This is a genomic window from Dasania sp. GY-MA-18, from assembly GCF_024734385.1.
GTDB lineage: Bacteria > Pseudomonadota > Gammaproteobacteria > Pseudomonadales > Dasaniaceae > Dasania > Dasania phycosphaerae.
Genome location: NZ_JANHAP010000012.1, coordinates 39,130 through 62,220, shown reverse-complemented (window position 1 = coordinate 62,220; position 23,091 = coordinate 39,130). Strand labels below are relative to the sequence as shown.

The 23,091-nt window shown below is 47.6% G+C and carries 20 protein-coding genes; 14 read left to right on the top strand and 6 right to left on the bottom strand.

Annotated features, from left to right (window positions below; translation table 11 throughout):
* Position 1: 1 nt before the first annotated feature.
* Positions 2-1,633, bottom strand: coding sequence for a methyl-accepting chemotaxis protein (locus tag NO559_RS14230; RefSeq protein WP_258332535.1), 1,632 nt, complete (start codon positions 1,631-1,633; stop codon positions 2-4).
* Positions 1,634-2,036: 403 nt separating this feature from the next.
* On the opposite strand from NO559_RS14230, the gene NO559_RS14225 reads away from it, so the two are divergent.
* From NO559_RS14225 to NO559_RS14215, 3 genes are all read left to right on the top strand, one after another.
* A complete protein-coding gene (locus NO559_RS14225) occupies positions 2,037-2,270 on the top strand; it encodes a hypothetical protein (protein WP_258332534.1) in 234 nt (77 codons plus the stop codon).
* A gap of 117 nt (positions 2,271-2,387) precedes the next feature.
* Complete coding sequence (locus NO559_RS14220; RefSeq protein WP_258332533.1) at positions 2,388-2,930, top strand: YaeQ family protein; 543 nt, start codon at positions 2,388-2,390, stop codon at positions 2,928-2,930.
* A 9-nt stretch (positions 2,931-2,939) separates the two neighbouring features.
* The gene (locus NO559_RS14215; RefSeq protein WP_258332532.1) at positions 2,940-3,236 is read left to right on the top strand and encodes a DUF6122 family protein; all 297 of its coding nucleotides are present in this window, start codon (positions 2,940-2,942) and stop codon (positions 3,234-3,236) included.
* 141 nt (positions 3,237-3,377) lie between these two features.
* Here the strand turns inward: NO559_RS14215 and NO559_RS14210 are convergent, their stop codons facing one another.
* From NO559_RS14210 to apbC, 3 genes are all read right to left on the bottom strand, one after another.
* Positions 3,378-3,662 (bottom strand): hypothetical protein, encoded by a 285-nt coding sequence (locus NO559_RS14210; RefSeq protein WP_258332531.1) that lies wholly within the window; start codon positions 3,660-3,662, stop codon positions 3,378-3,380.
* Positions 3,663-3,934: 272 nt separating this feature from the next.
* Complete coding sequence (gene dcd, locus NO559_RS14205) at positions 3,935-4,504, bottom strand: dCTP deaminase (protein WP_258332530.1); 570 nt, start codon at positions 4,502-4,504, stop codon at positions 3,935-3,937.
* A 28-nt stretch (positions 4,505-4,532) separates the two neighbouring features.
* The gene (gene apbC, locus NO559_RS14200) at positions 4,533-5,630 is read right to left on the bottom strand and encodes an iron-sulfur cluster carrier protein ApbC (RefSeq protein WP_258332529.1); all 1,098 of its coding nucleotides are present in this window, start codon (positions 5,628-5,630) and stop codon (positions 4,533-4,535) included.
* A gap of 219 nt (positions 5,631-5,849) precedes the next feature.
* Between apbC and metG the strand changes: the two genes are divergently transcribed.
* From metG to NO559_RS14165, 7 genes are all read left to right on the top strand, one after another.
* Positions 5,850-7,898: a methionine--tRNA ligase gene (metG, locus tag NO559_RS14195; RefSeq protein ID WP_258332528.1), complete on the top strand. Its 2,049-nt coding sequence runs from the start codon at positions 5,850-5,852 to the stop codon at positions 7,896-7,898.
* A 1,210-nt stretch (positions 7,899-9,108) separates the two neighbouring features.
* Positions 9,109-9,687: an electron transport complex subunit RsxA gene (rsxA, locus tag NO559_RS14190; RefSeq protein ID WP_258332527.1), complete on the top strand. Its 579-nt coding sequence runs from the start codon at positions 9,109-9,111 to the stop codon at positions 9,685-9,687.
* Complete coding sequence (gene rsxB / locus NO559_RS14185; protein ID WP_258332526.1) at positions 9,687-10,307, top strand: electron transport complex subunit RsxB; 621 nt, start codon at positions 9,687-9,689, stop codon at positions 10,305-10,307. The genes rsxA and rsxB overlap by 1 nt, the downstream gene beginning before the upstream one ends.
* Entirely contained in the window at positions 10,304-11,971 is a 1,668-nt protein-coding gene (gene rsxC, locus NO559_RS14180) for an electron transport complex subunit RsxC (protein ID WP_309149081.1), read from the top strand. The genes rsxB and rsxC overlap by 4 nt, the downstream gene beginning before the upstream one ends.
* Complete coding sequence (locus NO559_RS14175; protein ID WP_258332524.1) at positions 11,972-12,976, top strand: RnfABCDGE type electron transport complex subunit D; 1,005 nt, start codon at positions 11,972-11,974, stop codon at positions 12,974-12,976.
* The gene (gene rsxG, locus NO559_RS14170; RefSeq protein WP_258332523.1) at positions 12,976-13,623 is read left to right on the top strand and encodes an electron transport complex subunit RsxG; all 648 of its coding nucleotides are present in this window, start codon (positions 12,976-12,978) and stop codon (positions 13,621-13,623) included. Before NO559_RS14175 ends, rsxG begins: the two co-directional genes overlap by 1 nt.
* On the top strand, positions 13,623-14,402 hold the full coding sequence (locus tag NO559_RS14165; protein ID WP_258332522.1) for an electron transport complex subunit E: 780 nt from the start codon (positions 13,623-13,625) through the stop codon (positions 14,400-14,402). Before rsxG ends, NO559_RS14165 begins: the two co-directional genes overlap by 1 nt.
* Before the next feature lie 780 nt (positions 14,403-15,182).
* On the opposite strand, the gene NO559_RS14160 is transcribed toward NO559_RS14165, so the two are convergent.
* Positions 15,183-16,892, bottom strand: a complete 1,710-nt coding sequence (locus tag NO559_RS14160; RefSeq protein WP_258332521.1) for an amidohydrolase — start codon at positions 16,890-16,892, stop codon at positions 15,183-15,185.
* Positions 16,893-17,069: 177 nt separating this feature from the next.
* Here NO559_RS14160 and NO559_RS14155 point away from each other — a divergent pair, with 177 nt between their 5' ends.
* Both NO559_RS14155 and NO559_RS14150 read left to right on the top strand, forming a co-directional pair.
* On the top strand, positions 17,070-17,882 hold the full coding sequence (locus NO559_RS14155) for a helix-turn-helix transcriptional regulator (protein WP_258332520.1): 813 nt from the start codon (positions 17,070-17,072) through the stop codon (positions 17,880-17,882).
* 440 nt (positions 17,883-18,322) lie between these two features.
* Positions 18,323-19,372: a hypothetical protein gene (locus NO559_RS14150; RefSeq protein ID WP_258332519.1), complete on the top strand. Its 1,050-nt coding sequence runs from the start codon at positions 18,323-18,325 to the stop codon at positions 19,370-19,372.
* Between the two features lie 74 nt (positions 19,373-19,446).
* Here NO559_RS14150 and katG read toward each other — a convergent pair whose 3' ends face one another.
* Positions 19,447-21,666, bottom strand: a complete 2,220-nt coding sequence (gene katG, locus NO559_RS14145; protein ID WP_258332518.1) for a catalase/peroxidase HPI — start codon at positions 21,664-21,666, stop codon at positions 19,447-19,449.
* A gap of 314 nt (positions 21,667-21,980) precedes the next feature.
* Between katG and NO559_RS14140 the strand changes: the two genes are divergently transcribed.
* Together NO559_RS14140 and NO559_RS14135 are read left to right on the top strand one after the other, a co-directional pair.
* Entirely contained in the window at positions 21,981-22,556 is a 576-nt protein-coding gene (locus tag NO559_RS14140) for a glutathione S-transferase family protein (RefSeq protein WP_258332517.1), read from the top strand.
* Positions 22,557-22,571: 15 nt separating this feature from the next.
* Positions 22,572-23,084: an MOSC domain-containing protein gene (locus NO559_RS14135; protein ID WP_258332516.1), complete on the top strand. Its 513-nt coding sequence runs from the start codon at positions 22,572-22,574 to the stop codon at positions 23,082-23,084.
* The last annotated feature ends 7 nt before the right edge of the window (positions 23,085-23,091 follow it).

The window sequence follows — 23,091 nt, the reverse complement described above, 5'->3', positions numbered from 1 at the left end:
TCTAATGCAATTTAAAAAACTGCACCTGCTGCATCACCTGCCGCCCTACCTCGCTCATTTCCTCACTGTATTGCGCAGTTTCATTAGAAATTTTAGCGGTTTGATTCATTAGCTCCTGCACGGTGTGCATATTATTACTAATATCATCGGCCACCACACTTTGCTGTTCTGCGGCTGTGGCTATTTGTTGGGTTTGGCCATTTACCCTATCTATCATGCGCTGTATTTCTTCTATCATTTGGTTGTTTTCTATCATGCGCGCTTCAGTAGAGTTAGCTATAGCCGAGCTTTCCGTCATAATTTTTACCGCATTTTTACTGGCAGCGCTAAGCTCTGACAACATGGTTTCTATTTCATTAACCGACACCTGCGAGCGCTGCGCCAGGGTTCTCACCTCATCAGCTACCACCGCAAAACCCCGCCCCTGCTCACCGGCACGGGCAGCCTCTATGGCGGCATTTAGCGCCAGCAAATTAGTTTGTTCGGCGATGCTACGTATTACATCCAATATACTTTCTATTCTTTGCGACTCATCCTGTAAGGCGTTAACCACATCGGCGGCTTCTTTTAAGCTACCCACTAATGACATCACCGTATTCATGGTATCTACCGAAGAGCTAATCCCCTTAGCGGCCAAAACATTCATATCATCGGTAGCTCTGGCCGACTCAGTAGTGTTTTCGGCTATGCTTTTGCTGGTCATAGAAAACTCTTCTATAGCCGTCACTACTTGCAAGGTGTGATCAGAAACTTCTGCTGCCGCATTCTGTATCGCCAAGTTTGAGCTCAGCAGAGTTGAGCTATTATTGCTAACGACCTGAGTAGAATTTTGAATATCTGACAAGGTTTTCTTTAGATGCACAATGGTGCTATCTAAAGCTTGGCCCAACTGTGCAATTTCATCACTGCCCTGCAAACCTACCACCATCTGCAAATTACCTGTGGCTAATTGTTGCGCTACATCCTTTACCTGCTGCAAAGAGGAAACCACTTGCTTAGAGATATAAGCACTAAATAACACCGAAACTAAAGCAGCGACAATAATGGCAATAAAAAACAAATTATTGGCTGAGCTAATAGCCTGCTGAGTATCTTTATTGGCTAACTGTGCTTGCTGATCTGTGTATTCTTGAAAGCTATGAAATGTTTTTTTCAACGCTTCATATGAGTTAACAAAAGTGGCAAACACCTCGTAGGGCGCTTTGTTAATCGGAGAATCTTCCATAGCTATAACAAAGGCCCTAGCGTTCACCTGGTAACGCTCTACTAAAGCAATTAAGCTTTCCAGCTTGGTTGGATCTCCCACATACTCTGTTTTTAACCTGGCCAGTAACGCCGGGGTTTGGTCAAAATTAGCTTTAATGGCTGCCACATTAGCCGGCACCTGCTCATCCAAGTTCAATAAGTAAACAATTTGTAAGCCCCGTATATTAACGACTAAATCCACCTGCAACGCATGGATGTTTTCCAATAACTGCGAAACCGTAAAATGGTCCTGATAAAAACGCGTAAAATTATTAGCAATACGATCATTCGCTGACTTCATAAAAAACATCGCCAACACAAAGATACAAGTAATCGCAGCCACCAATAATAAAAACTTATTGCGCATTTGAAGCTTGTTAATAAACATACAATTAAGCCCGTAAGTCAGATCGTTAAACATTGAGACATGAGACAGGCAACAAATTTAGCCCCCCATGCGCGGCATTATTAGCCCTAGCTAACCACCTCAAAACCGATAGCTAATTCAGCATAGCCCAAATTTACCGCCACATTGGCTGCCCGCTGCAGCCATCAGCAAAAGATAGCCCCAAACAATAAATAATAAGATAAAGATAGCTAAAAGCTATGGTGACTAAACGCCACAGTTAACCCCCTGCAACAGGCCTTATAAAAACAGAAAAAAAACTTGCATTCACTGTATAGATAACTATGCTGTATCTACATACAGTATGTATATAACAACAGAACTTATCAAAGCACGTATAAATAAGCTAACGGTGCCTTGCACCACCATGCTGCTGGAGCCAATTATGAATAAGTCCGTATTTACCCCTGTTAACTATCGCCAGTTTCGCCAGTTCTTAAGCAATATCGATGGCAACAAAATCAAAGGCAAGGGTTACGAAACCGCTATCTACGATAACCGCGGCACCATACAAGCCATAGTGCATGCCGCCGCCATAGATGAAAACGGCCGCTGCTACCCTGCCGAATACTTTATCCGCAGCCAAGGCCACAACGGCTCAGTCATGCTGGCAGCTTAAACTACAGCGTTTTACCCCAGGCACTGTTTTAGCAAGGAAGCTACTTTTTTACAGGCCAGCCTAGGAGATTTACGGTACACTGCGCCGCTTTATATAAGCACACAGATGCAGTAACTCATGGCCCAAAACGCAACTATATTTAAAGCCCAGCTTAATATTGCCGACATGGACAGGCATTATTACCACGAGCATAACCTCACCATCGCCCGTCATCCTTCCGAAACCGACGAGCGCATGATGGTTAGGCTAGCCGCCTTTGCCCTCAACGCCCACGAACAACTACAGCTCACTAAGGGTATTAGCACCGATGATGAGCCCGACCTGTGGCACAAAAGCCTTTCGGGCGAAATCCTGCATTGGATAGATCTGGGCATGCCCGACGAAAAACGCATACGCAAAGCCTGTGGCCGCGCACAGAGAGTAACTATAGTCTGCTATGGCGGTAACCCCGCCGAACACTGGTACGAGAAAAACGCCAACGCCCTGCAGCGCTGCCAAAATTTAAGCATCGTCAATATAGCCAGCGAAGAAAGCCAGGCCTTAACCGAACTCACCCAGCGCACCATGCACCTACAGTGCAATATTCAAGATGAGCAACTGTGGTTTAGCAGCGAGCAAGGCAGCGTCACCCTCAGCCCGCAATACTGGCTGCGCCGCTAAGCGACTGCCATGCAATACCTGCACTTAGCTTTACATGTTGTTGTGCCGCTGGCTGTGGCGCTTATTGCCTTTAGAGCGCATTGGCAGCGGGCTTTTGCCATTATGCTGGCCACCATGCTGGTCGATGCCGACCACCTATTAGCCAACCCTATCTACGATCCCCAGCGCTGCAGTATAGGCTTTCATCCCTTACATCATTACTGGGCCATAGCCGTTTATACCGCCGCCTGTTTTTATCAGCCCAGCCGTTTAATCGGCTTGGGGCTAATCATACATATGCTGTTAGATGGCATAGATTGTCTATAAGGCCTCTATCTCTTAACTCAAACCCTAGGCATAAAAAAAGCCCTAATACTAAGTATTAAGGCTAACAGGGATGAAGGACCTGGTTACTACTTACGCTACATCAACTACCAACACTTACATCAACTTACTAAAAAGGCTTTGCTAACCTACGCTACGCAAGCGCCCCCTATTATCACTACGCGCCTCACTGCCATAACTGATTAACCGCTTGGCTTTCATTAGCGCCAGGGTGGCGGGGTCTACAGAATCTAAAAAAGCATCAAACTGACGGCTAATACTGGGGTCACGGGTTTGATCACAGTATCGAATTAAGGCGTTCATATCGCCTTCATCGCTTAAACGATACTTTTCGCCAGTTTTACCCATTACCACTAAACCCAAACGATACAAATGAAAAATACTAGCCTGCGTAAAGATTATGCTCATGAGAGTTTCCTACTGTCGGAGGCGCCTCTGTGTAAAAGGGGCTAAGTCCTCACAGTAAAGCCCTAGAGCTAGAGCTTGTCATGGTGCAAAGCCGATATTAGCCTACCCATACCCAGAAATGAGAGCAGCGTCACAGCCCTATAGTGACAGCGCCGTCCTAACAAATTTTATCAGTTTGCTTTTTTCGAAAAGGCATAAAAAAAGCACGGCTTACGCCGTGCTTAATTAAGTTTGTTACTTATAGGCTTACAGCTATAAACCGTGAAAAAGCCTTAGGTTTTTGGCAGCGTCACCCCGGTTTGGCCTTGGTATTTGCCGCCCCTGTCTTTGTAGCTGATATCACACACTTCATCCGATTCAAAAAACAGCATTTGCGCCACACCTTCGTTGGCATAAATTTTTGCCGGCAAGTTGGTGGTGTTGGAAAACTCCAGTGTCACATGGCCTTCCCACTCAGGCTCTAAGGGCGTGACGTTAACAATAATGCCGCAGCGGGCATAAGTGGATTTACCCAAGCACACCGTTAACACGCTGCGCGGTATACGAAAATATTCCACTGTGCGCGCCAGCGCAAAAGAGTTGGGGGGGATAATGCACTCATCGCCCACCACATCGACAAAGCTATTTTCGTCGAAGTTTTTAGGGTCTACCGTGGCGGAGTGTACATTGGTAAATATTTTAAACTCATTAGAGCAGCGCACATCATAGCCGTAGCTGGAAGTACCGTAAGAGATCAAGCGGTCGCCATTCTCGCCGTAGCGCACCTGGCTAGCCTCAAAGGGCTCTATCATGCCCTGCTGCTCTGACATACGGCGTATCCAATGATCTGATTTAATACTCATGTGCTTTCCTATCTGTTATCTCAATCAATTAATCGTTAGTTATCACTATCTCAGGGATAGCCGACGTAGCTATTTGCTGGCGTAAGGCCAATTGGGCGGCCATATTACGCGCAATCTCGCCATAAAGAGAAGCGATTTTACCCTCTGGCTCGGCGATTACCGAAGGCTGGCCCGCATCGGTTTGCTGGCGAATAGTAAGCGATAACGGCAACGCACCCAATAGCGGCACGCCATATTGCTGAGCTATGCGCTGGCCCCCGCCCTCGCCAAAGATATGCTCCTCGTGACCACAGGCCGTGCATATATGGGTGGCCATATTTTCCACTACCCCCAATACCGGCACTTTGACCTTGTTAAACATCTCTATGCCTTTCTTGGCATCTAACAGGGCAATATCCTGCGGCGTGGTCACCACCACCGACCCCGCTACGGGTACGCGCTGGGACAAGGTCAGCTGTATATCGCCAGTGCCCGGCGGCATATCGATAATTAAATAATCCAACGCCTGCCAATGAGTTTGGCGCAACAACTGCTCCAAAGCACCGCTGGCCATAGGCCCGCGCCACACCATGGGGGTTTGCTCGGTGACCAAATAGCCCATAGACATGCTCTGCAAACCATGCGCGCTAATAGGCTGCATACCCTTGTCACCGTGGGGCTCTGGCCTAGTACCTTCGGCCACTCCCAGCATTAACGCCTGGCTGGGGCCGTAAATATCGGCATCCAGCAAACCCACCTTGGCGCCCTCGCGCACCAGCGCCAAAGCCAGGTTTACCGAGGTGGTGGATTTACCCACCCCGCCTTTGCCCGAGGCCACTGCAATAATATTCTTCACCCCAGCCAAAGCCTGCTGGTTAGCCGGCGTAGGATTGCTACTAATCTGGCTGTTAATAGCCACGTTAACACTGAGGCCAGGCAAAGCCTGCTCTATATGTTGCGCTATTGCCGCCTGCTGCTGCGCCTTTACACTGCCCATGGGGTAAGGCAGCTCTATCGCTAAATTCAGCGTATCAGCACTCAGCGCCATCGACTTAATGGCTTGCACATCCAACAAGCTGCGCTGCAAATGCGGATCCACATAGCTTAATAAACACTCTTCAACCTGCTGCTGACGGTACTGACTCATGATAAAACTCACTGCGGCTAAACGATAAACGGGGGCCAGTATACGCGGGCTTTAGCCCTAGGTAAAAAGCCTGTTAAATAAAGCTGTTAGCGGAAATTTGCACATGAAATATCCGCCCAAAACCGCTATAGTAGCGGGCTTTTAACGACTATCACACACTAACATCCACCCAGTATCCATTCAGGCACTCATACAGACAGCCCAGGTAAGCAAACTACTATGTCAGAGCAGAACAAAACGGCCCGCAAAATCCTCGTTACCAGCGCCCTACCCTATGCCAACGGCTCGCTGCATTTAGGGCATTTGCTAGAGACCATACAAACCGATATTTGGGTACGCTTTCAGAAGCAGCGCGGCCACCAGTGCACCTATGTATGCGCCGACGATGCCCACGGCACCGCCATTATGCTCACCGCCGAAAAAAACGGCCTCACCCCAGAGCAACAAATCGCCAACGTAAAAGCCGAACACGAAAAAGATTTTGATGGTTTTTTAATCGACTTCGACAACTACCACTCTACCCACAGCGACGAAAATAAAACCCTGTCGGAAGATTTTTATAAAAAACTACGCGCCAATGGCCATATCGCCAGCCGCGAAATCACCCAGCTCTTTGACCCCGAAAAAGAATTATTCCTGGCCGACCGCTACATCAAAGGCAGCTGCCCCAAATGTAAAACCGACGACCAATACGGCGATAACTGCGAAGCCTGTGGTGCCACCTACAGCCCGGCCGATTTAATTAACCCTAAATCAGCCATCTCGGGTGCCACCCCAGTTGAGAAACAATCTACCCACTACTTTTTAACCCTAGCCTCCTTTGAAGACATGTTAAAAGAGTGGACCCAAAGCGGCCGCCTACAACCGCAAATCGCCAACAAGCTTAACGAGTGGCTGGAGCCTGGCCTACAAGAGTGGGATATATCTCGCGACGCCCCCTACTTTGGTTTTGAAATACCCGATGCGCCGGGCAAATACTTTTATGTATGGCTGGACGCACCCATAGGCTATATGGCCAGCTTTCAAAACTACTGCCAAAAAGCGGGCATAGACTTTAACGACTACTGGGGTGCAGACTCAGAGGCCGAGCTGTACCACTTTATAGGCAAAGACATCATCAACTTCCACGGCCTGTTTTGGCCAGCCATGCTGGAGTCAGCCGGTTACCGCAAGCCCACCGCCATTTTTGCCCACGGCTTTTTAACCGTTAACCAGCAAAAAATGTCCAAATCGCGCGGCACCTTTATCAAGGCACAAACCTACCTTGAACACTTGGATGCCGAGTACCTACGCTACTACTACGCCGCCAAACTTTCCGCAGCCGTTGACGATATAGACTTAAACCTCACTGACTTCGTGCAAAGAGTTAACTCTGATTTAGTCGGCAAGGTCATCAACATCGCCAGCCGCAGCGCCAAGTTTATTACCAAAAAGCACGACGGCATTATGGCTGATCAGCTAGACAACCCCGAACTGTGGCAACAAGGGGTGAGCAAAGGTGAAGAAATAGCTAACTATTTTGAGCAGCGCGAATACAGCAAAGCCCTGCGTGAAATTATGGCACTGGCCGATGCCACCAACGAATACTTCGACAGCCAAGAGCCCTGGGCACTGGCCAAACAAGCAGGCCAGGAGCAAAAGGTACTGGCTATTAGCTCGCAGTGCATCAATATGTTCCGCCTGATTATGACCTACCTCAAGCCGATATTGCCGGTAACAGCTGCCAAGGCCGAAGCCTTTTTAAACAGTGATTTACTTTGGGTAGATGAAATTCAGCCGCTGCTGGGCCACCACATCAACAAATTCAAGCCCATGATGTCGCGCATAGAAATGGACAAAGTCGATGCTATCGTAGAAGCCAGCAAAGAAGAGCAAGCCGTAGCAGCACCCAAGGCTGAGAAAAAAGCCAAAAAGCAAAAGCCCGCTGAACCAGCAACACCCAGCGAAATCGAATTTGAAGACTTCGCCAAGGTAGATTTACGCATAGCCGAAATCGTCAACGCCGAGCACGTAGAAGGTGCCGATAAATTATTGAAATTGACTTTGAGCTTGGGTGAAGAGCAAAAGCAGGTTTTTGCCGGGATTAAAAGCGCCTACGGGCCAGAGGATTTAATAGGCAAGCTAACGGTGATGGTGGCGAATTTGAAGCCGCGTAAGATGCGTTTTGGCATGTCTGAGGGGATGGTGTTGGCTGCAGGGCCAGGGGGCGAGGATATTTGGTTGCTGGAGCCGCATAAGGGGGCACAGGCGGGGATGCGGGTTAAGTAGCCTGTTAGGTTTTAATTACTAAGCGTTTGTTCATTGTAATTTAAGCTAGGGTTCCGCCCTGCTGGGCGGGTTCATTTTCTTTGTTTGCCCAAAGAAAACAGAACCAAAAGAAAGGGCACCCCTAGTCCATCGCCCGCTACGCGGGTACCCTGCGCTACTCACAAATTTCGCTTAAGGCGGAATTTGGACGCCAGTTTCATAATGGCGCCCGAAGGGTGAAAATACGCCTTAGCGTATTTGAATCAAAAACTTACGGCCGCTGCGGAACTCGCACAAAAACGATACTCAATCGTTTTTGCACTCAGACAGTCCTCGCTACTACGTGCCGTAAGTTTCCTCCGTTGCTCGGCGATTCCCAAGGGGAAATCGGGTGCTTCGTAGCAAGTGATGGAGATAATTTAGTATCGGTTAAAAGAAGTGGGTTGCAGGGTAATTAAAAGCTAGAAACTGTCATCCCGGCGAACGCCGGGATCCAGTAAACAAGAATGGTAAAAACACTCTCACAACAATCGAGCCCTACCTCTTGGAATAACAAGCTAAAGGGCACTTCGTAGCTAGGCTTTCCTGTGATATGGTTCCACAAACAAAGCCCCCTACGAAGTACCCAATTGCCCCTTGGGAATCGCCGAGCAACGGAGAGTTTTAACGGGACGAAGTAGTGACGGATGTTTGAGTATTTTGAAGATTAAGTATCTTCAAAATGCGAGTTCCGGAACGCCCGTTAAAAATCGAGTAGCGCAGGGCACCCGAAGGGCGATGACAAATTGGCAGGATAGCCAATTTGCACAGCACAAAGTGCTGCCTTTAGGTGAGGCACATGGATGTGCCGAATGAAGTAGGGGTGGCCTTTCTTTTGGTTACTTTCTAGGGCAAGGCACAAACTGCATAGCAGTTTGAACGCCTGTCTTACAAAAGGCGCCCGTAGGGTGAAAAAATGCGAAGAGCATTTTTGAATCAAAGAAAAGTAACTCGCCTAGCAAGGCGAAACAAAAACTAGATTAAACAAAGATCAACCAGAAACAAACAGAGCAAAAAAGCAAAACATAGATACCGGGTCAAACCCGGTATGACAAACACACAAGCAACAACATAGACGCCGAATCAACCCCGGCATGACAAACCGCACAAACGCAAACACGTCATTCCGGCGAAAGCCGGAATCCAAAAGAAGGAAAGTAAATACCGGAACAAAACCGGTATACCAAACACCATGCTAGCCGACTACGCACTACTACTCATCAGCGCCGTACTAGTTAACAACTTTGTACTGGTACAGTTTTTAGGGCTATGCCCCTTTATGGGCGTGTCCAACAAACTGGAAACCGCCATAGGCATGTCCAGTGCTACCACCTTTGTGCTCACCCTGGCGTCCATCTGCAGCTGGCTAACCTACCAGTGGTTGTTAGTGCCGCTGGGCTTAGAATACCTGCGCACCATTTCCTTTATTTTAGTAATCGCCGTGGTAGTGCAGTTCACCGAAATGGTGGTGCGTAAAACCAGCCCGCTGCTGTACAAAGTGCTAGGGGTATTTTTACCGCTAATCACCACCAACTGTGCGGTGCTAGGTGTAGCGCTATTAAACATCAACAAAAACCACAGCTTTATGGAGTCAGCACTATACGGCTTTGGTGCCGCCGCAGGCTTTTCATTAGTGTTGGTGTTATTTGCCGCCATGCGCGAACGCCTAGCCGCCGCTGATGTGCCTACGCCCTTTAAAGGGGCCGCCATCGGTATGATTACCGCTGGCCTAATGTCATTGGCCTTTATGGGCTTTGCTGGGTTGGTGTAATGATAGAGTTAATCAGCTTACACCCACTACTCACCGCCGTGGTCGCCCTAGTTGCGCTTAGCATACCCTTTGGCGCGCTATTAGGTTTTGCCGCTATTCGTTTTAAAACCGAAGGCAACCCTATAGTCGATCAAATTGAAGACTTGCTGCCACAAACTCAGTGCGGCCAGTGCAGCTACCCCGGTTGCCGCCCCTATGCCGAGGCCATAGCCAATGGCGAGGCCATAAACAAATGCCCACCCGGCGGCGAAGCCACCATACACGACTTGGCTAACCTGTTAGATGTAGAGCCACTACCACTGGATGCCGAGCACGGTGCCCAAGACGTTAAAAAAGTCGCCTACATACGCGAAGATGAATGCATAGGCTGCACCAAATGCATACAGGCCTGCCCGGTGGATGCCATTTTAGGTGCCGCTAAGCAAATGCACACCGTCATCGCCGATGAATGTACCGGCTGTGATTTATGCGTAGAGCCCTGCCCAGTAGATTGCATAGACATGCTACCCATAGCAACCACGGTACAAAGCTGGAGCTGGCAGCTACCCCCTACACCCGAAGAGCAACTTAAGCGCAGCCATATTATTGCCACCGACCGCCAGCCGGAGGTAAGCGCATGAACCAGCGTCTGCCCAACACCCTATCCAACAATATGCCTAAAACCTACCCTACGCCGGGCGGTGTACACCCACCACAAAACAAAGCGCAATCTACCAGCCGCCCCATACAACAGGCCAGCCTACCGGCAGAGTTGGTGCTGCCCCTGTCGCAACACGCTGGCGCGCCCGCTAAAGCTATCGTTGCCGTGGGTGATAAAGTGCTCAAGGGCCAGTGCATAGCCCAAGCCAAAGGCAGCATTAGTGCTTATATACATGCACCCAGCTCGGGTGAGGTGACAGCCATAGAACCGCGCGCCATCCCCCACGCCTCGGGCATGCAAGATAACTGCATAGTGATAAAAACCGATGGCGAAGATAACTGGTGCCCGCTACAAGGCTGCGAGGATTTTAGCCAGCTGCCTGCCAGCGAATTGGTAGAACAAATACGCTTGGCAGGTATTACCGGCTTGGGCGGCGGGGGCTTTCCCACGGCGGTAAAACTGATTAGCTCCGACACGCAAGCCAGCCTTAACAAGGCCATAGACACGCTAATCATCAACGGCACCGAGTGCGAACCCTACATCACCGCCGACGACTTATTAATGCGCGAGCGCGCCCAGCAAATTATTAGCGGCATACAAATACTGCAGCATATTATTAAGCCCAGTACCGCCACCTTAATAGGGGTAGAAAATAACAAGCCCGAAGCCATAGCCGCGTTAGAAGCCGCTATAGCAGAGGCCAACGCAAACAATATCACCGTGGTGAGCTTTGCAGGCAAATACCCCTCGGGTGGCGAGAAACAACTGATACAAATATTAACCGGCCGCGAAGTTCCCAGCGGCGGCCTGCCCGCCGATGTAGGCATAGTCTGCCAAAACGTAGGCACGGTTGCTGCCGTACACGACGCTATAGTCTTAGGCAAACCACTCATCAGCCGTATCACCACCGTTACTGGCCAGGCCTGCGCGCAGCCACAAAACTTTGAAGTGTTAATCGGCAGCCCTATAGCCCATGTGTTAGCGCAAGCGGGTTTTGATGCCAGCGCCTGCCAGCGCTTAATTATGGGCGGCCCCATGATGGGCTTTACTCTTACCGACACCAGCGTGCCGGTAATCAAAGCCACTAACTGCTTACTGGCCGCCACCGAAGCCGAGCTGCCCTCCCCGCCACCGGCGCAAGCCTGTATACGTTGTGGCATGTGCGCCGAAGCCTGCCCGGCCTCGTTACTGCCGCAGCAATTATATTGGTACGCCCGCAGCAAAGAATATGAAAAACTAGAAGAGCTAAACCTGTTCGACTGCATAGAGTGCGGTGCTTGCTCTTACGTATGCCCCAGCACTATCCCGCTGGTCCAATATTATCGCGCCTCCAAAGCCGATATACGCGAGCACAAAGCCGAAATGCACAAGGCTGAGCAATCCAAAGCCCGCTTTGAAGCCAGGCAACAAAGACTAGAACGCGAAGAACAAGAGAAGGCAGAAAAACGTGCCGCTCGCCAAGCTGCCGCCAAGGCCAAACTGGCAGCCGCCGCCCAAGCCGGAGGCGAACAAGAGCTAGACCCCGTGCAAGCAGCCGTCGCCCGTGCCAAAGCTAAAAAAGCCGCCAAGGCCGCCGCTGCAGAAACAGAGGCAGGTAACTCCACAGCAAAACCCGAAACAAAACCAACGGACGAGGCAAATTAAATGTCATTATTAAATGTCTCATCACCCCATGCGCACAGGCCCTTAAGTACCGCCACGGTTATGCAACTGGTGTTGCTGGCCACGCTACCGGGTATAGCGGCACTGAGTTTATTTTTTGGTTGGGGGACTTTACTTAATTTAGCCATCGCCATCCCCTTGGCATTGTTGTTTGAAGCCTGCGTGTTAAAACTACGCCAGCGCCCCCTGGCTTTTTACTTGGGTGATTACAGCGCGGTAGTCACTGCGGTGTTATTAGCCATCGCCCTGCCACCACACTCACCGATTTGGTTAGTGGCCATAGGCATAGGTTTTGCCATTATTATCGCCAAGCATTTATACGGTGGCTTGGGTTACAACCCCTTTAACCCCGCCATGGTGGCCTATGTGGTGTTGCTTATCTCCTTTCCCGTGGAGATGACGCAATGGGCAGCACCGCTATCACTTATAGACAGCGGCGCTATTGATGGCCACACCATGGCCACACCGCTGGATGTATTAAAAAACAATAACAGCGAATTAGTTGCCGACCTGTTTGCCCACAACCCCGGTTTTGGCCGCTGGGCGGGCCTAGGTTGGGAGTGGGTAAACCTGAGCTTTTTAGCTGGTGGCTGCTTCCTACTCTATAAACGTGTGTTTACCTGGCATGCGCCGGTGGCGATGTTAAGCAGCTTAGCGTTTTGCTCCCTGTTTTTTTATGACGGTGGCAGCTCCGCCTCTAAGGGCTCACCGCTGTTTCACTTATTAAGCGGTGCCACCATGTTTGGTGCCTTTTTTATTATTACCGACCCGGTTACCTCGGCGGTGTCTAATCGTGGCCGCCTGGTATATGGCGCCTTAATAGGCCTGTTATTATTTGTCATACGCGCCTGGGGCAACTACCCCGACGCACTGGCCTTTGCCGTATTGCTAATGAACTTTGCCGCGCCCTTTATTGATTACTACACCCAGCCACGTACCTATGGCCATAAAGCCAAGCAGCCGCCGTCTAAAGAGGAGAGCCACTAATGCTAAAACAATCCATTAGCAATAACGCTCTATTATTAGCGGCCTTTGCCTTGGCCACCACCTTTGTGATTGCCGGTACTTATTTAAGCACCCAGCAACAAATTAAAAGCAATATACGGCAGGCACAACAAAAAGCCCTGTTAGAAATAGTGCCCGACCATCGCCACAACAACAGCCTGTTAGACGATAACAAGCTAGTGAATGATGCAACGCTACTAGGCCTGCGTGAAGCCAGCCGCTTATTTATAGCGACCATGGATGCTGATAACGTTGCCGCCATTATCCCCGCCACCGCCCGTGATGGTTACACTGGCGATATTAATCTTATCGTAGGGGTAAACGTGGATGGCAGCGTTGCTGGCGTGCGCGTGTTATCCCACCGCGAAACACCGGGCCTAGGTGATGCCATAGATTTAAAAAAGAGCGACTGGGTATTGAGCTTTAACGGCAAAAGCTTAGCCAACACAGACTGGCGCGTGAAAAAAGACGGTGGCGACTTTGACCAATTCACCGGTGCCACCATCACCCCGCGCGCCGTGACCAATGCTGTTAAAAAAGCATTACAGTATTTTGCAGCCAACCAAGCGGCGATATTTGCCCCCGCTGCTAATACCACAATCCACACCGCAACCAGCGAGCAACCGTAATGGCCAACGCCGATAGCAATACCGACATCGATAATAACAGCGCAGCCGACGATAAGCTTGGCAGCAAGCCCAGCGCTAACTATAAGGAAATATCCTTTAACGGCCTGTGGAAAAACAACCCCGCCATCGTGCAGCTGTTGGGCCTATGCCCACTGCTAGCAGTAACCGGCACGGTCATTAACGGCATAGGCATGGGCTTGGCCACCACCTTTGTATTAGTGACCTCTAACGTCTGTGTATCGCTAATACGCAACATTACCTCTAACGCCATACGCCTACCCGCCTTTGTAATGATTATCGCCATGGCGGTAACCTGCATAGAGCTACTTATGCAAGCCTATGCTTACGAGCTGTTTCAAATACTGGGTATCTTCTTACCGCTAATCACCACCAACTGCGTAATATTAGGCCGCGCCGATGCCTTCGCCAGTAAAAACCCAATAGCTCCCGCATTAATAGACGGTTTAATGATGGGCTTGGGCTTTAGCCTTATTTTGATATTGCTAGGCGCCCTGCGCGAAGTAATAGGCACCGGCGCTATTTTTGCCAATATGGATTTACTATTTGGCGCCGCCGCCAGCGAATGGAAAATCGTGTTATTTGAAAACTACCGCCAGTTTTTAGTGGCCATATTGCCACCCGGTGCGTTTATTTTTACCGGTTTGTTAATAGCCGCTAAAAATGTGATAGATGCCAATATTAAACGCAGGCAGACTAGATTGGCTGCGCCTATTGAAGCGGGTAGTAAGCGGGCTAGAGTTACTGGGGTTATTTCTTAAACCCATGGAGCAAGTGGTAATATTTACTAAAGTATTTATGGATTAATGGTGTTTTTACAGCTATAAAGACTAAAAATTTAGATGGATTTTGATAATAATAAATAACACCTTTTAGACTTATAATTTCTCATACATTCATGTAAGCAATAATGACCCGCTCATTATTCGCTAGACAGTGCATAGGATTTATAAAAACATGGAGTTGTCATGCATTCAATCGTTAAGCTCAGTATTATATTAACCACCTCAATCTTACTTGCTTGTGGTGGTGGAGGCGGCAGACAGCATACTTTTTGAAGATGACAATGGTGACTTGATCCTCTCTATGACCGCCTACCGTGAATTCAGCGCGGCTACTAATTCAAGCACTATTGAAGATCTCATTGGTCACGATGTACTTAATGACGATGCTGAGTTTATTGTTTTCAGTTAATTTTCCTGCCTAGGATTCATAGATCTTGACTATCGTTATTCTAGATTGCGCCCTTACTATTACTAGCTTTTAAAATATACAAAGGTGCTATCTGCACCTTTATATAAATATTAGCAGTCTATAAACACAGTACCTAAAGACAAGTTTTATAAGTCGATCCCAGTCACACTACACACCTGTTCCTATGTAAACCTAGCATATTGCCCCTGGCTGTACTTATTACCGAAATTAAGAAAGAGCAGAATCAGGCCTTACATCTCACAAAAAAGACATAAAAAATCAGAGCAAGTCTCAACTAAGAAAATTTAAGCTGTCAACCCTCAAACTATTTTTCAAGCCACTCTCAATTAAAGTTTGCTAAAAACCAACTCCCCATCCAACCAGGTTTTCAATACCTGCACTTTATGTATTCGATAGGGTTTCACCATAAATAGATTCTCATCCAGCAACACCATATCCGCTCTTTTACCTACTTCTATAGAACCTATTTCATGCTCTAATCGCATTTGGTAGGCTCCCCCCATGGTGTAGCCATAGATTAAACTGGCTATGCTTAGTTTTTCCTTTGCTAATGGCTGCATCATAGAGCTAGGGCTGCCTACTAACTGGCGAGTATGACCTACCTCCATGTTATATAAGGGGGCAATGCCTTCAAGGCCACCGCCGTGCGATGAAAAGTCACAGCCAAAACTTAATGTCACACCAGCATTAAGTAAACTATTAAAGCGATAGTAGCGCTGAAATTGATCCGCTGATAAAAACTTTTCACCTTGTTCATCGCCTGCAGCCCATAGTAAGGAGCTTTGCGCGATTACGCCCAATTGCGCAAATCTAGGGATATCTTTGTCGGCCATTACCTGTATGTGACTGATGGTAAACCTAGCACTGCTATCTGGGTGATTATTTTTTGCCAGCGCTATGGCATCTAATGATTCACTAATAGCTCTATCGCCCAAGGCATGAAAGTGGACGTCTATATTTTTGCTGCTAGCCTCATCCACTAAGCTATTGAGCTGTGCGGGTGTAAAAACTGACTCACCAAAATTATCGGCATCATTTTGATAGGCGTTAAACATAGCGGCAGTTTGGCCTTCTACAGTACCATCCACCATTATTTTTAATACGTTGATGGGGTGGCGCGTACCCTGACTTTTCGACTGAAGCCGCAACAGCTCATCTACGATGGTATCTTTATCGTCAATATTATCAATGTACTGCGAGCCCTGAAATCGAATTGTTAAAGCATCTTGGCTCTCTAGTTCTTCTAACACATCTAATTGAATATCTTTGGCATCCCATGGCCCGGCATCAAATACCGCGGTAACCCCGTAGCTGTTATACAGGTCTATAACCTTTGCCGTTCCCTCTGCCACACTCTGTACTGTATTGGCATTAAGCGCAGACATAGCCTGCCAAACAGTCCCCTCTAAAATATAGCCGGTAGGTTCGCCTCTACTATCACGTTTGTAGTAATCAAAATTTGAAAGATCAGGAGTTTCAGCGGTGATTTTTAAAACAGTTAATGCTGCACTATTAAGCCATGCGCCATGCATGCCCTCATCCATAATAAATACAGGCCTATCTGGTACTACGGCATCCAGCATAGCTTTATTAGGCCCATCTGCACCAAACGTGCTTGATAAAAAACCTGAACCTATAATTATTTTTTTACTAGGGTTAGCTTGGCTATAGTCTTTCACCTCTTGTAGCCAAGTGGCTATATCCGCTTTAGGATTTAAGACGAGGTCGTCCATATGCGCCCCCCCTAAAAATATATGCGAATGCGCATCTACAAACCCAGGCAACAGAAATTTACCCTGTAAATCCTGCGCTAGGGTTTTTGAGCCTATCCAGCGCTGAGCACCAACATCATCGCCCACATAAACAATTTTACCCTTGGCAATGGCAACGGCCTGCGCCCAAGGCTGAGCCTGATTAACGGTATAAATATTGGCGTTGAGTAACACTTTATCTGCCAAATGTTGCGACGTCGCTTGCAAGTTAGCGCAAGCACTCAACACCGCAACAAGCAGTGTAGCTAAAAAATATTTGATCATAATTTATACCCAGCATCCCATACTCAATAGATTAACAATAACTGGCTAGACTACTGAATGATTAATGTTTAGTCTGTCCTACAGCAAATAGGACAAATTAGTGACAGCTTCAAACTCAATCGTGCAAATATGGCCACCTCTCCCCACACAGCAACTCATACACCGAAACCAGCAGAATTGAAGCTAACACTTTCTGACTGTGCCAAATTCATCGACAGCTTAGGCAGTAATGACTTTCTTAATCAGTTACTGCAGTTTATTCACCGCTATATACCCACCCAGACCTTACAACTACACCGGCTACAGCTAAGCGCCGGAAAAAACAGCATAGATGATGTGGAGTATTTTGGTTCTGCCAGCATGGGCGACTGCCCTATTACAACTATTGATGAAGGTGGCCGTGATTTATTATTGCGCTATTCCTTATATAGCCGAGAATGTCCAGATATACAGCGCTTTGAAAACTTAACAAGCGGCACCAACGCCTGGATATCTAGCCCTACCGATATTCAATCAAAGTCCTTGCGGGATTTTTATTTTGATGAGGGCTACTTTCGCCAGTTTGCGGTGTATGCTGCGCTTAGACAACACAGCATCTATGTGCTCTGGCTGGGGAGGCTACATAATGACAACGACTTTAGCCAAGTCGACTTAGCAATATTACAACAACTAAGCGAGTTATTGTCGCCCTTGCTGGCGCAACATGCGAATAGTATTCAAGCACAGCTAAGTCTCAAACAAAGGCCTGTAGACTTACAATTAAAAGTGCAGCAGCAACTTAGCCGCAATAACATTGTATTATCTAAGCGCGAACTGGAAGTTTGCCTGGGTATACTGCAAGGCCAACAAGCGCCTGAGATAGCACTTAAATTGGGCGTCGCAAAAACCAGCATTGCGACCTATAAAAAACGTGCATTTGAAAAAATAGGGGTTAAAACTCAGCAGCAGTTTTTCAACTGGTGTTTTTTAAGACCTACAGTTTTAAATTAATTACCCATTAAACAGCTGCTTAGTTAGGCCTTGTATCTCAAATAACGCCTCTTACAAACACCCCTTCCCTTCTAACTGTTGTTATACTTGGCCTGTATGTCATCAAAAATTTGGGGGATTACGTCAAGCTTGATTTTATAGTTATATTTAACTGCATTTCATAGTCTACTTGCGCCAGAAACAAGGCATAACTTATCGTGCCCCAATGATCAAATACATTATGCACTCCCGCCTATTTGTTGTGCTGGTCACTCATATATCACCTGCTGTTTATCATATTATGGTCTATTGTTTGTATTGATTTGTAGCTGTTTTAATTAGAAAAATAACTCATCTTACATAGCAGGCAAATATAAACACACTGTATTTTTACCATCACCCTAAAATCTAATACAAAACAAATAGTTATTGATAAATATTAAAAATATAAGGAGATATAAATGAAGCAGCATAAAGCAGCCCCTACAAATAACACTGCCACCCAATTTGTAAACTTGGCTAATCACTATGTATCTTATGATGTCGTCGAAGATAATAATTCCTGGGCATTATCCCTATCGGCAGTAAACATTGACTGCGCTAGCAACCTTATGGCTCATGACTTAACTATTGAGTTGTTAGATAGCCATTATCAGCCCCTACCTTTACTTCAGATAAGCCCCACAACAGGGCCGTTGCCAGCTATCACGTTTAAAGCTGTGAGTTCGTATTTCATGCTAGCGCATTTTGCTAAGACGCAAGTACCTGCCGCTTACCTGTCACTAGGTTTGCTAGGCTGCCACGTGGTAACGGAGTTGCGCTTAACTCATGCCAAGCCTAGCCACACTGGGCAACAACAAGATCCAAACTTTATAGGTTATTATCAGGACCAAGCTATATTCTGCGCTCCGCCAGCTCCCCCACCACCGCCAGCAAAATGTTGCTGTGTTGCCAGCTTTACGCCGCCGAATGGCAATCTCCCCGTAAATACTACTCAGGCCACTGGCCGCATATATCTATTCCCTGACCCTTGGATTATTCGCGCCACTTTCACTGATAATAATAACTGCGCCTGTAACGCCTGCGAATACCGACAAGAAATTAAAGGCCAAATTACAGCACAGCAACCGGGGTTTATTGCCCTGCCAGTGCAGGGCTTGCCGCCACTTAATTTTAAACCCCCACAGCAACCCGGCGGCAAACCGCAGCCCGTTTATATAGATCCCAATCAGTTTCAATTAGACACTATAGGCGATGCGGCTAACCCTGGCTCATTTAAAGCAGCCTATGGCTACAAGCCCAGTAAAAACCCTGGCATGGAAAGTTATAAAAATTCTGGCTGTTCATACTGGTGCCTAGATTCCCCTAGCACTCATTTTGGCGTAGCCGCTGCGCCCAAAGGTACAATTATTAGCATAGACATTACCTTTAAAGGCTATTTTGAAGATATCGCCTGCACAGGCAGAAAAAATGAACAAACTTGGAAGTGGGTGCAAAGCTATACGGTATAGCGGCAAACTAAATAAGCATAAAAAAAGCCCGCAATCATTGCGGGCTTGTTAGTTTTAAATTTAAGCTTGTTTTTTTAGCCTTGCAAATCAAAACGATCTAATCGCATCACCTTAACCCAAGCTTCGACAAAGTCATTGACAAACTTTTTCCGGCCATCGTTAGCGGCATAGACTTCTGCTACTGCGCGTAACTCTGAGTGCGAACCAAAAATTAAGTCCACCGGTGTAGCCTGCCATTTTACCTTGCCTGTTTTTCTATCTACTCCGCTGTAGATACCTTCTTGCTGGGAAGATTTTTGCCAGCGGGTAGACATATCCAATAAATTAACAAAAAAATCATTACTTAAGGTACCAGGCTTATTAGTTAGCACACCATGTTGCGATTGATCAGCATTGGCATTTAACACCCGCATCCCACCGACTAACACTGTCATTTCAGGCACTGTTAGCGAGAGGGTATTGGCTTTATCCACTAACATTTCAGTAGGTGATAGACGATTACCCTGAGCATAGTAGTTTCTAAAAGCATCCGCTTTGGGCTCTAGTGCAGCAAAAGACTGCACATCGGTTTGCGCCTGGGTGGCATCCATACGCCCCGGAGCAAAAGGTACCTGCACTTTGTGGCCGGCTTGTTGCGCAGCTTGCTCTATGGCGGCAGCACCGCCCAACACAATAAGATCTGCCAGCGATACTTTTTTGCTAGCTGACTTACTATTAAAAGCCTGCTGTATAGCCTCTAGCTTTTCTAATACTTTACTCAGTTCCTTAGGATTATTAACAGCCCAATCTTTTTGTGGCGCTAGACGTATACGTGCACCATTGGCACCACCGCGCATATCGGTATCGCGATAACTAGCGGCTGCAGCCCAAGCAGCAGTTACTAATTGCGACGTAGTTAAACCGCTATCGAGTATTTGCGCCTTAAGCTTTTTAATATCCTTATTGTTAATCAGCTTATGATCCACAGCGGGTATAGGATCCTGCCACAATAAAGTTTCAGCGGGCACCTCACCACCTATGTAGCGCGCCTTGGGCCCCATGTCTCTATGGGTCAATTTAAACCAGGCTTTGGCAAAGGCTAGCTCAAAGGCTTTTGGATCCTGATGAAAACGCTGGGCAATTTTTTTATAACTGGGGTCAAACTTCAACGCTAAGTCAGTGGTAAACATAATAGGCGCATGACGTTTGCTTTTGTCATGGGCATCGGGCACTAAGTTAGCAGCCTCGCCATTGGCGGGTATCCACTGGATAGCGCCTGCGGGGCTCTTAGTTTTCACCCATTCATAGGCAAATAAATTATCTAAATACTGTGTAGTCCAAGCCGTGGGGTTAACCGACCAAGCACCTTCTAAGCCGCTGCTAATGGTATCGCCCGCCTTGCCGCTACCGCATTTATTTTTCCAGCCAAAACCTTGTTGCTCTATGCCCGCGGCGGCAGGTTCAGCACCTACACAGCCTTCTGGTTTTTTGGCACCGTGCGCCTTACCAAAGGTATGGCCACCGGCTATCAAGGCAACGGTTTCTTCATCGTTCATAGCCATGCGGCCAAAGGTTTCGCGTATATCCTTAGCTGCCAATAAAGGGTCGGGGTTACCATTAGGGCCTTCGGGGTTTACGTAAATTAAACCCATTTGCACGGCAGCTAGCGGCTTTTCTAATTGTCTATCACCGCTGTAACGCTTATCGTCCATAAATTTTTGCTCTGGGCCCCAATATACTAAATCAGCCTCCCAATCATCTTCACGGCCACCGGCAAAACCAAAAGTTTTAAACCCCATGGACTCTAAGGCAACGTTGCCTGTTAGCACCATCAAGTCAGCCCACGATAAGCTACTGCCATATTTTTGTTTGATAGGCCAAAGTAAGCGGCGAGCCTTATCTAGGTTAACATTGTCAGGCCAGCTATTAAGCGGCTCAAAGCGTTGCTGGCCACCAGCTGCGCCACCACGGCCGTCATCAACCCTGTAAACACCAGCGCTGTGCCAAGCCATACGTATAAAGAAAGGGCCGTAATGGCCGTAGTCGGCAGGCCACCAATCTTGTGATGCTGTCATCAAATCCGCAATCTCTTTTTTTACTGCCTTAATGTCTAAGGCTTGAAACGCTTGGGCATAATTAAAATCTTCACCCAAGGGATTAGACTCGGGCCCGTGCTGCCGTAAAGGCGCTAAGTCCAAGCGCTCCGGCCACCAAAATTGGTTAGATTTGGCCTCTGCATAAACCACACTAGGTGCCAGCAAGGGCGACAGGACTAGCGCAATAGCCGCCGCTAACGATAAGTCGCGTTTATTCATTGTTTTTCTCCTTTACTCAATTTATTGATGCAGACCACCAGCCATGGCATAGCCTTAATTAGCCTAGCTCTGCTTGCTAAGAAAGATAGTGGTATGGCGGCGATAATAGAAATTGATCTTAGCTATAACGCTAATAGGGAGATGTAATTAGCCAAGGTAGTCGGTGGTGATATTTCAAAACACAATAAAACCAATTTTTTTCATACTTTAACCTAGCTAATAGCGTCTAATTGCAGCTATATTAGCAGCCAGTTATAGCCGACAATTAAACCGCTCACCCTTAGCCGCTAGCGCTAAGCCTTTGGAGTAAACCTATGCCCATGACCCTTTATGGTTCAATACCCTCGCCCTTTGTTAGACGCATACGTCTGTTTTTGGCTGACGAGGAATATCAATTTAAGACGCTAAATGTTTTTGACGATGCCGAACGGGCTGAATACGCCGCCATTACCCCAATTAAAAAATTACCCGTGCTGGTAGATGGCGACATGACTATTTTTGACTCTCATGTTATTTATCAATATCTCATCCAAAAACAGGCTCTGCCACAACCGCCTATGGAAGAATATAATTTGGTCAGTGTGATAGATGCTGTTACCGACTCACTGGTTATTTTATTTATCAGCAAGCGCTCGGATTTGGATACCAACTCAGATCAACTGATCTTCAAACTACAGCGCGAGCGCATACCCGACAGTTTGCAATGGCTAAACCAGCAGGCAGCACAAGGCGCTTTTGCTGATTGGCATTACGCTACCATGGCCTTGATTAGCTTATTAGACTGGGCAGAATTTCGCGAGTTATACGACTTTGCTGACTACCCTGCATTAGTAGCAGCCAGAGAACTACACAGCCAGCGCGATATAGTCAAAGCCACCATGCCACAGTAAAACAGTGCTTAAAAGATGAAAGCCCAACAACACCTTTTTGCCCGCTACGCTCAGCAACTACCGCCCGCCACTTTATGCTGGATAGGTTTGCGACCACAGCACCGCGCGGCCATGGTCAGTGTTGATAGTTGCCAGGCAATCAAAGACTTGGGCTTAGCAGGCGACCACCGCAGTACCAAAACCCCAGGCTCAGGCCGGCAAGTCACTATTATTTCGCAGGAATTTATCCAACAAATAGCCTTGCACAGCAATAAGCCTGACTTACAACCCGAACAACTGCGCCGTAACTTAGTGGTGTCCGGCATTAATCTTAACGCCTTGCGCCACCAACAATTCAGCCTAGGCAGTGCCATTTTTGAAGCCACCGCGCTATGCCACCCCTGCTCACGTATGGAGCAGCCCTTAGGTAAGGGCGGTGTTGCCGCCATGCTGGGCTATGGTGGTCTGTGTTGTAAGGTTTTAAAAAGCGGTGAGATTAAATTAGGGGATCAGTTAAAGGTGCTGGCCACACAGGCCGAGCTTTTTTAAATACCAC

What these genes read in the sequence shown, in the direction of transcription:
- NO559_RS14230 (WP_258332535.1), bottom strand. Translation starts at nt 1,633, where the DNA reads ATGTTTATTAACAAGCTTCAAATGCGCAATAAGTTTTTATTATTGGTG.
- NO559_RS14225 (WP_258332534.1), top strand. Translation starts at nt 2,037, where the DNA reads ATGAATAAGTCCGTATTTACCCCTGTTAACTATCGCCAGTTTCGCCAG.
- NO559_RS14220 (WP_258332533.1), top strand. Translation starts at nt 2,388, where the DNA reads ATGGCCCAAAACGCAACTATATTTAAAGCCCAGCTTAATATTGCCGAC.
- NO559_RS14215 (WP_258332532.1), top strand. Translation starts at nt 2,940, where the DNA reads ATGCAATACCTGCACTTAGCTTTACATGTTGTTGTGCCGCTGGCTGTG.
- NO559_RS14210 (WP_258332531.1), bottom strand. Translation starts at nt 3,662, where the DNA reads ATGAGCATAATCTTTACGCAGGCTAGTATTTTTCATTTGTATCGTTTG.
- dcd (WP_258332530.1), bottom strand. Translation starts at nt 4,504, where the DNA reads ATGAGTATTAAATCAGATCATTGGATACGCCGTATGTCAGAGCAGCAG.
- apbC (WP_258332529.1), bottom strand. Translation starts at nt 5,630, where the DNA reads ATGAGTCAGTACCGTCAGCAGCAGGTTGAAGAGTGTTTATTAAGCTAT.
- metG (WP_258332528.1), top strand. Translation starts at nt 5,850, where the DNA reads ATGTCAGAGCAGAACAAAACGGCCCGCAAAATCCTCGTTACCAGCGCC.
- rsxA (WP_258332527.1), top strand. Translation starts at nt 9,109, where the DNA reads ATGCTAGCCGACTACGCACTACTACTCATCAGCGCCGTACTAGTTAAC.
- rsxB (WP_258332526.1), top strand. Translation starts at nt 9,687, where the DNA reads ATGATAGAGTTAATCAGCTTACACCCACTACTCACCGCCGTGGTCGCC.
- rsxC (WP_309149081.1), top strand. Translation starts at nt 10,304, where the DNA reads ATGAACCAGCGTCTGCCCAACACCCTATCCAACAATATGCCTAAAACC.
- NO559_RS14175 (WP_258332524.1), top strand. Translation starts at nt 11,972, where the DNA reads ATGTCATTATTAAATGTCTCATCACCCCATGCGCACAGGCCCTTAAGT.
- rsxG (WP_258332523.1), top strand. Translation starts at nt 12,976, where the DNA reads ATGCTAAAACAATCCATTAGCAATAACGCTCTATTATTAGCGGCCTTT.
- NO559_RS14165 (WP_258332522.1), top strand. Translation starts at nt 13,623, where the DNA reads ATGGCCAACGCCGATAGCAATACCGACATCGATAATAACAGCGCAGCC.
- NO559_RS14160 (WP_258332521.1), bottom strand. Translation starts at nt 16,892, where the DNA reads ATGATCAAATATTTTTTAGCTACACTGCTTGTTGCGGTGTTGAGTGCT.
- NO559_RS14150 (WP_258332519.1), top strand. Translation starts at nt 18,323, where the DNA reads ATGAAGCAGCATAAAGCAGCCCCTACAAATAACACTGCCACCCAATTT.
- katG (WP_258332518.1), bottom strand. Translation starts at nt 21,666, where the DNA reads ATGAATAAACGCGACTTATCGTTAGCGGCGGCTATTGCGCTAGTCCTG.
- NO559_RS14140 (WP_258332517.1), top strand. Translation starts at nt 21,981, where the DNA reads ATGCCCATGACCCTTTATGGTTCAATACCCTCGCCCTTTGTTAGACGC.
- NO559_RS14135 (WP_258332516.1), top strand. Translation starts at nt 22,572, where the DNA reads ATGAAAGCCCAACAACACCTTTTTGCCCGCTACGCTCAGCAACTACCG.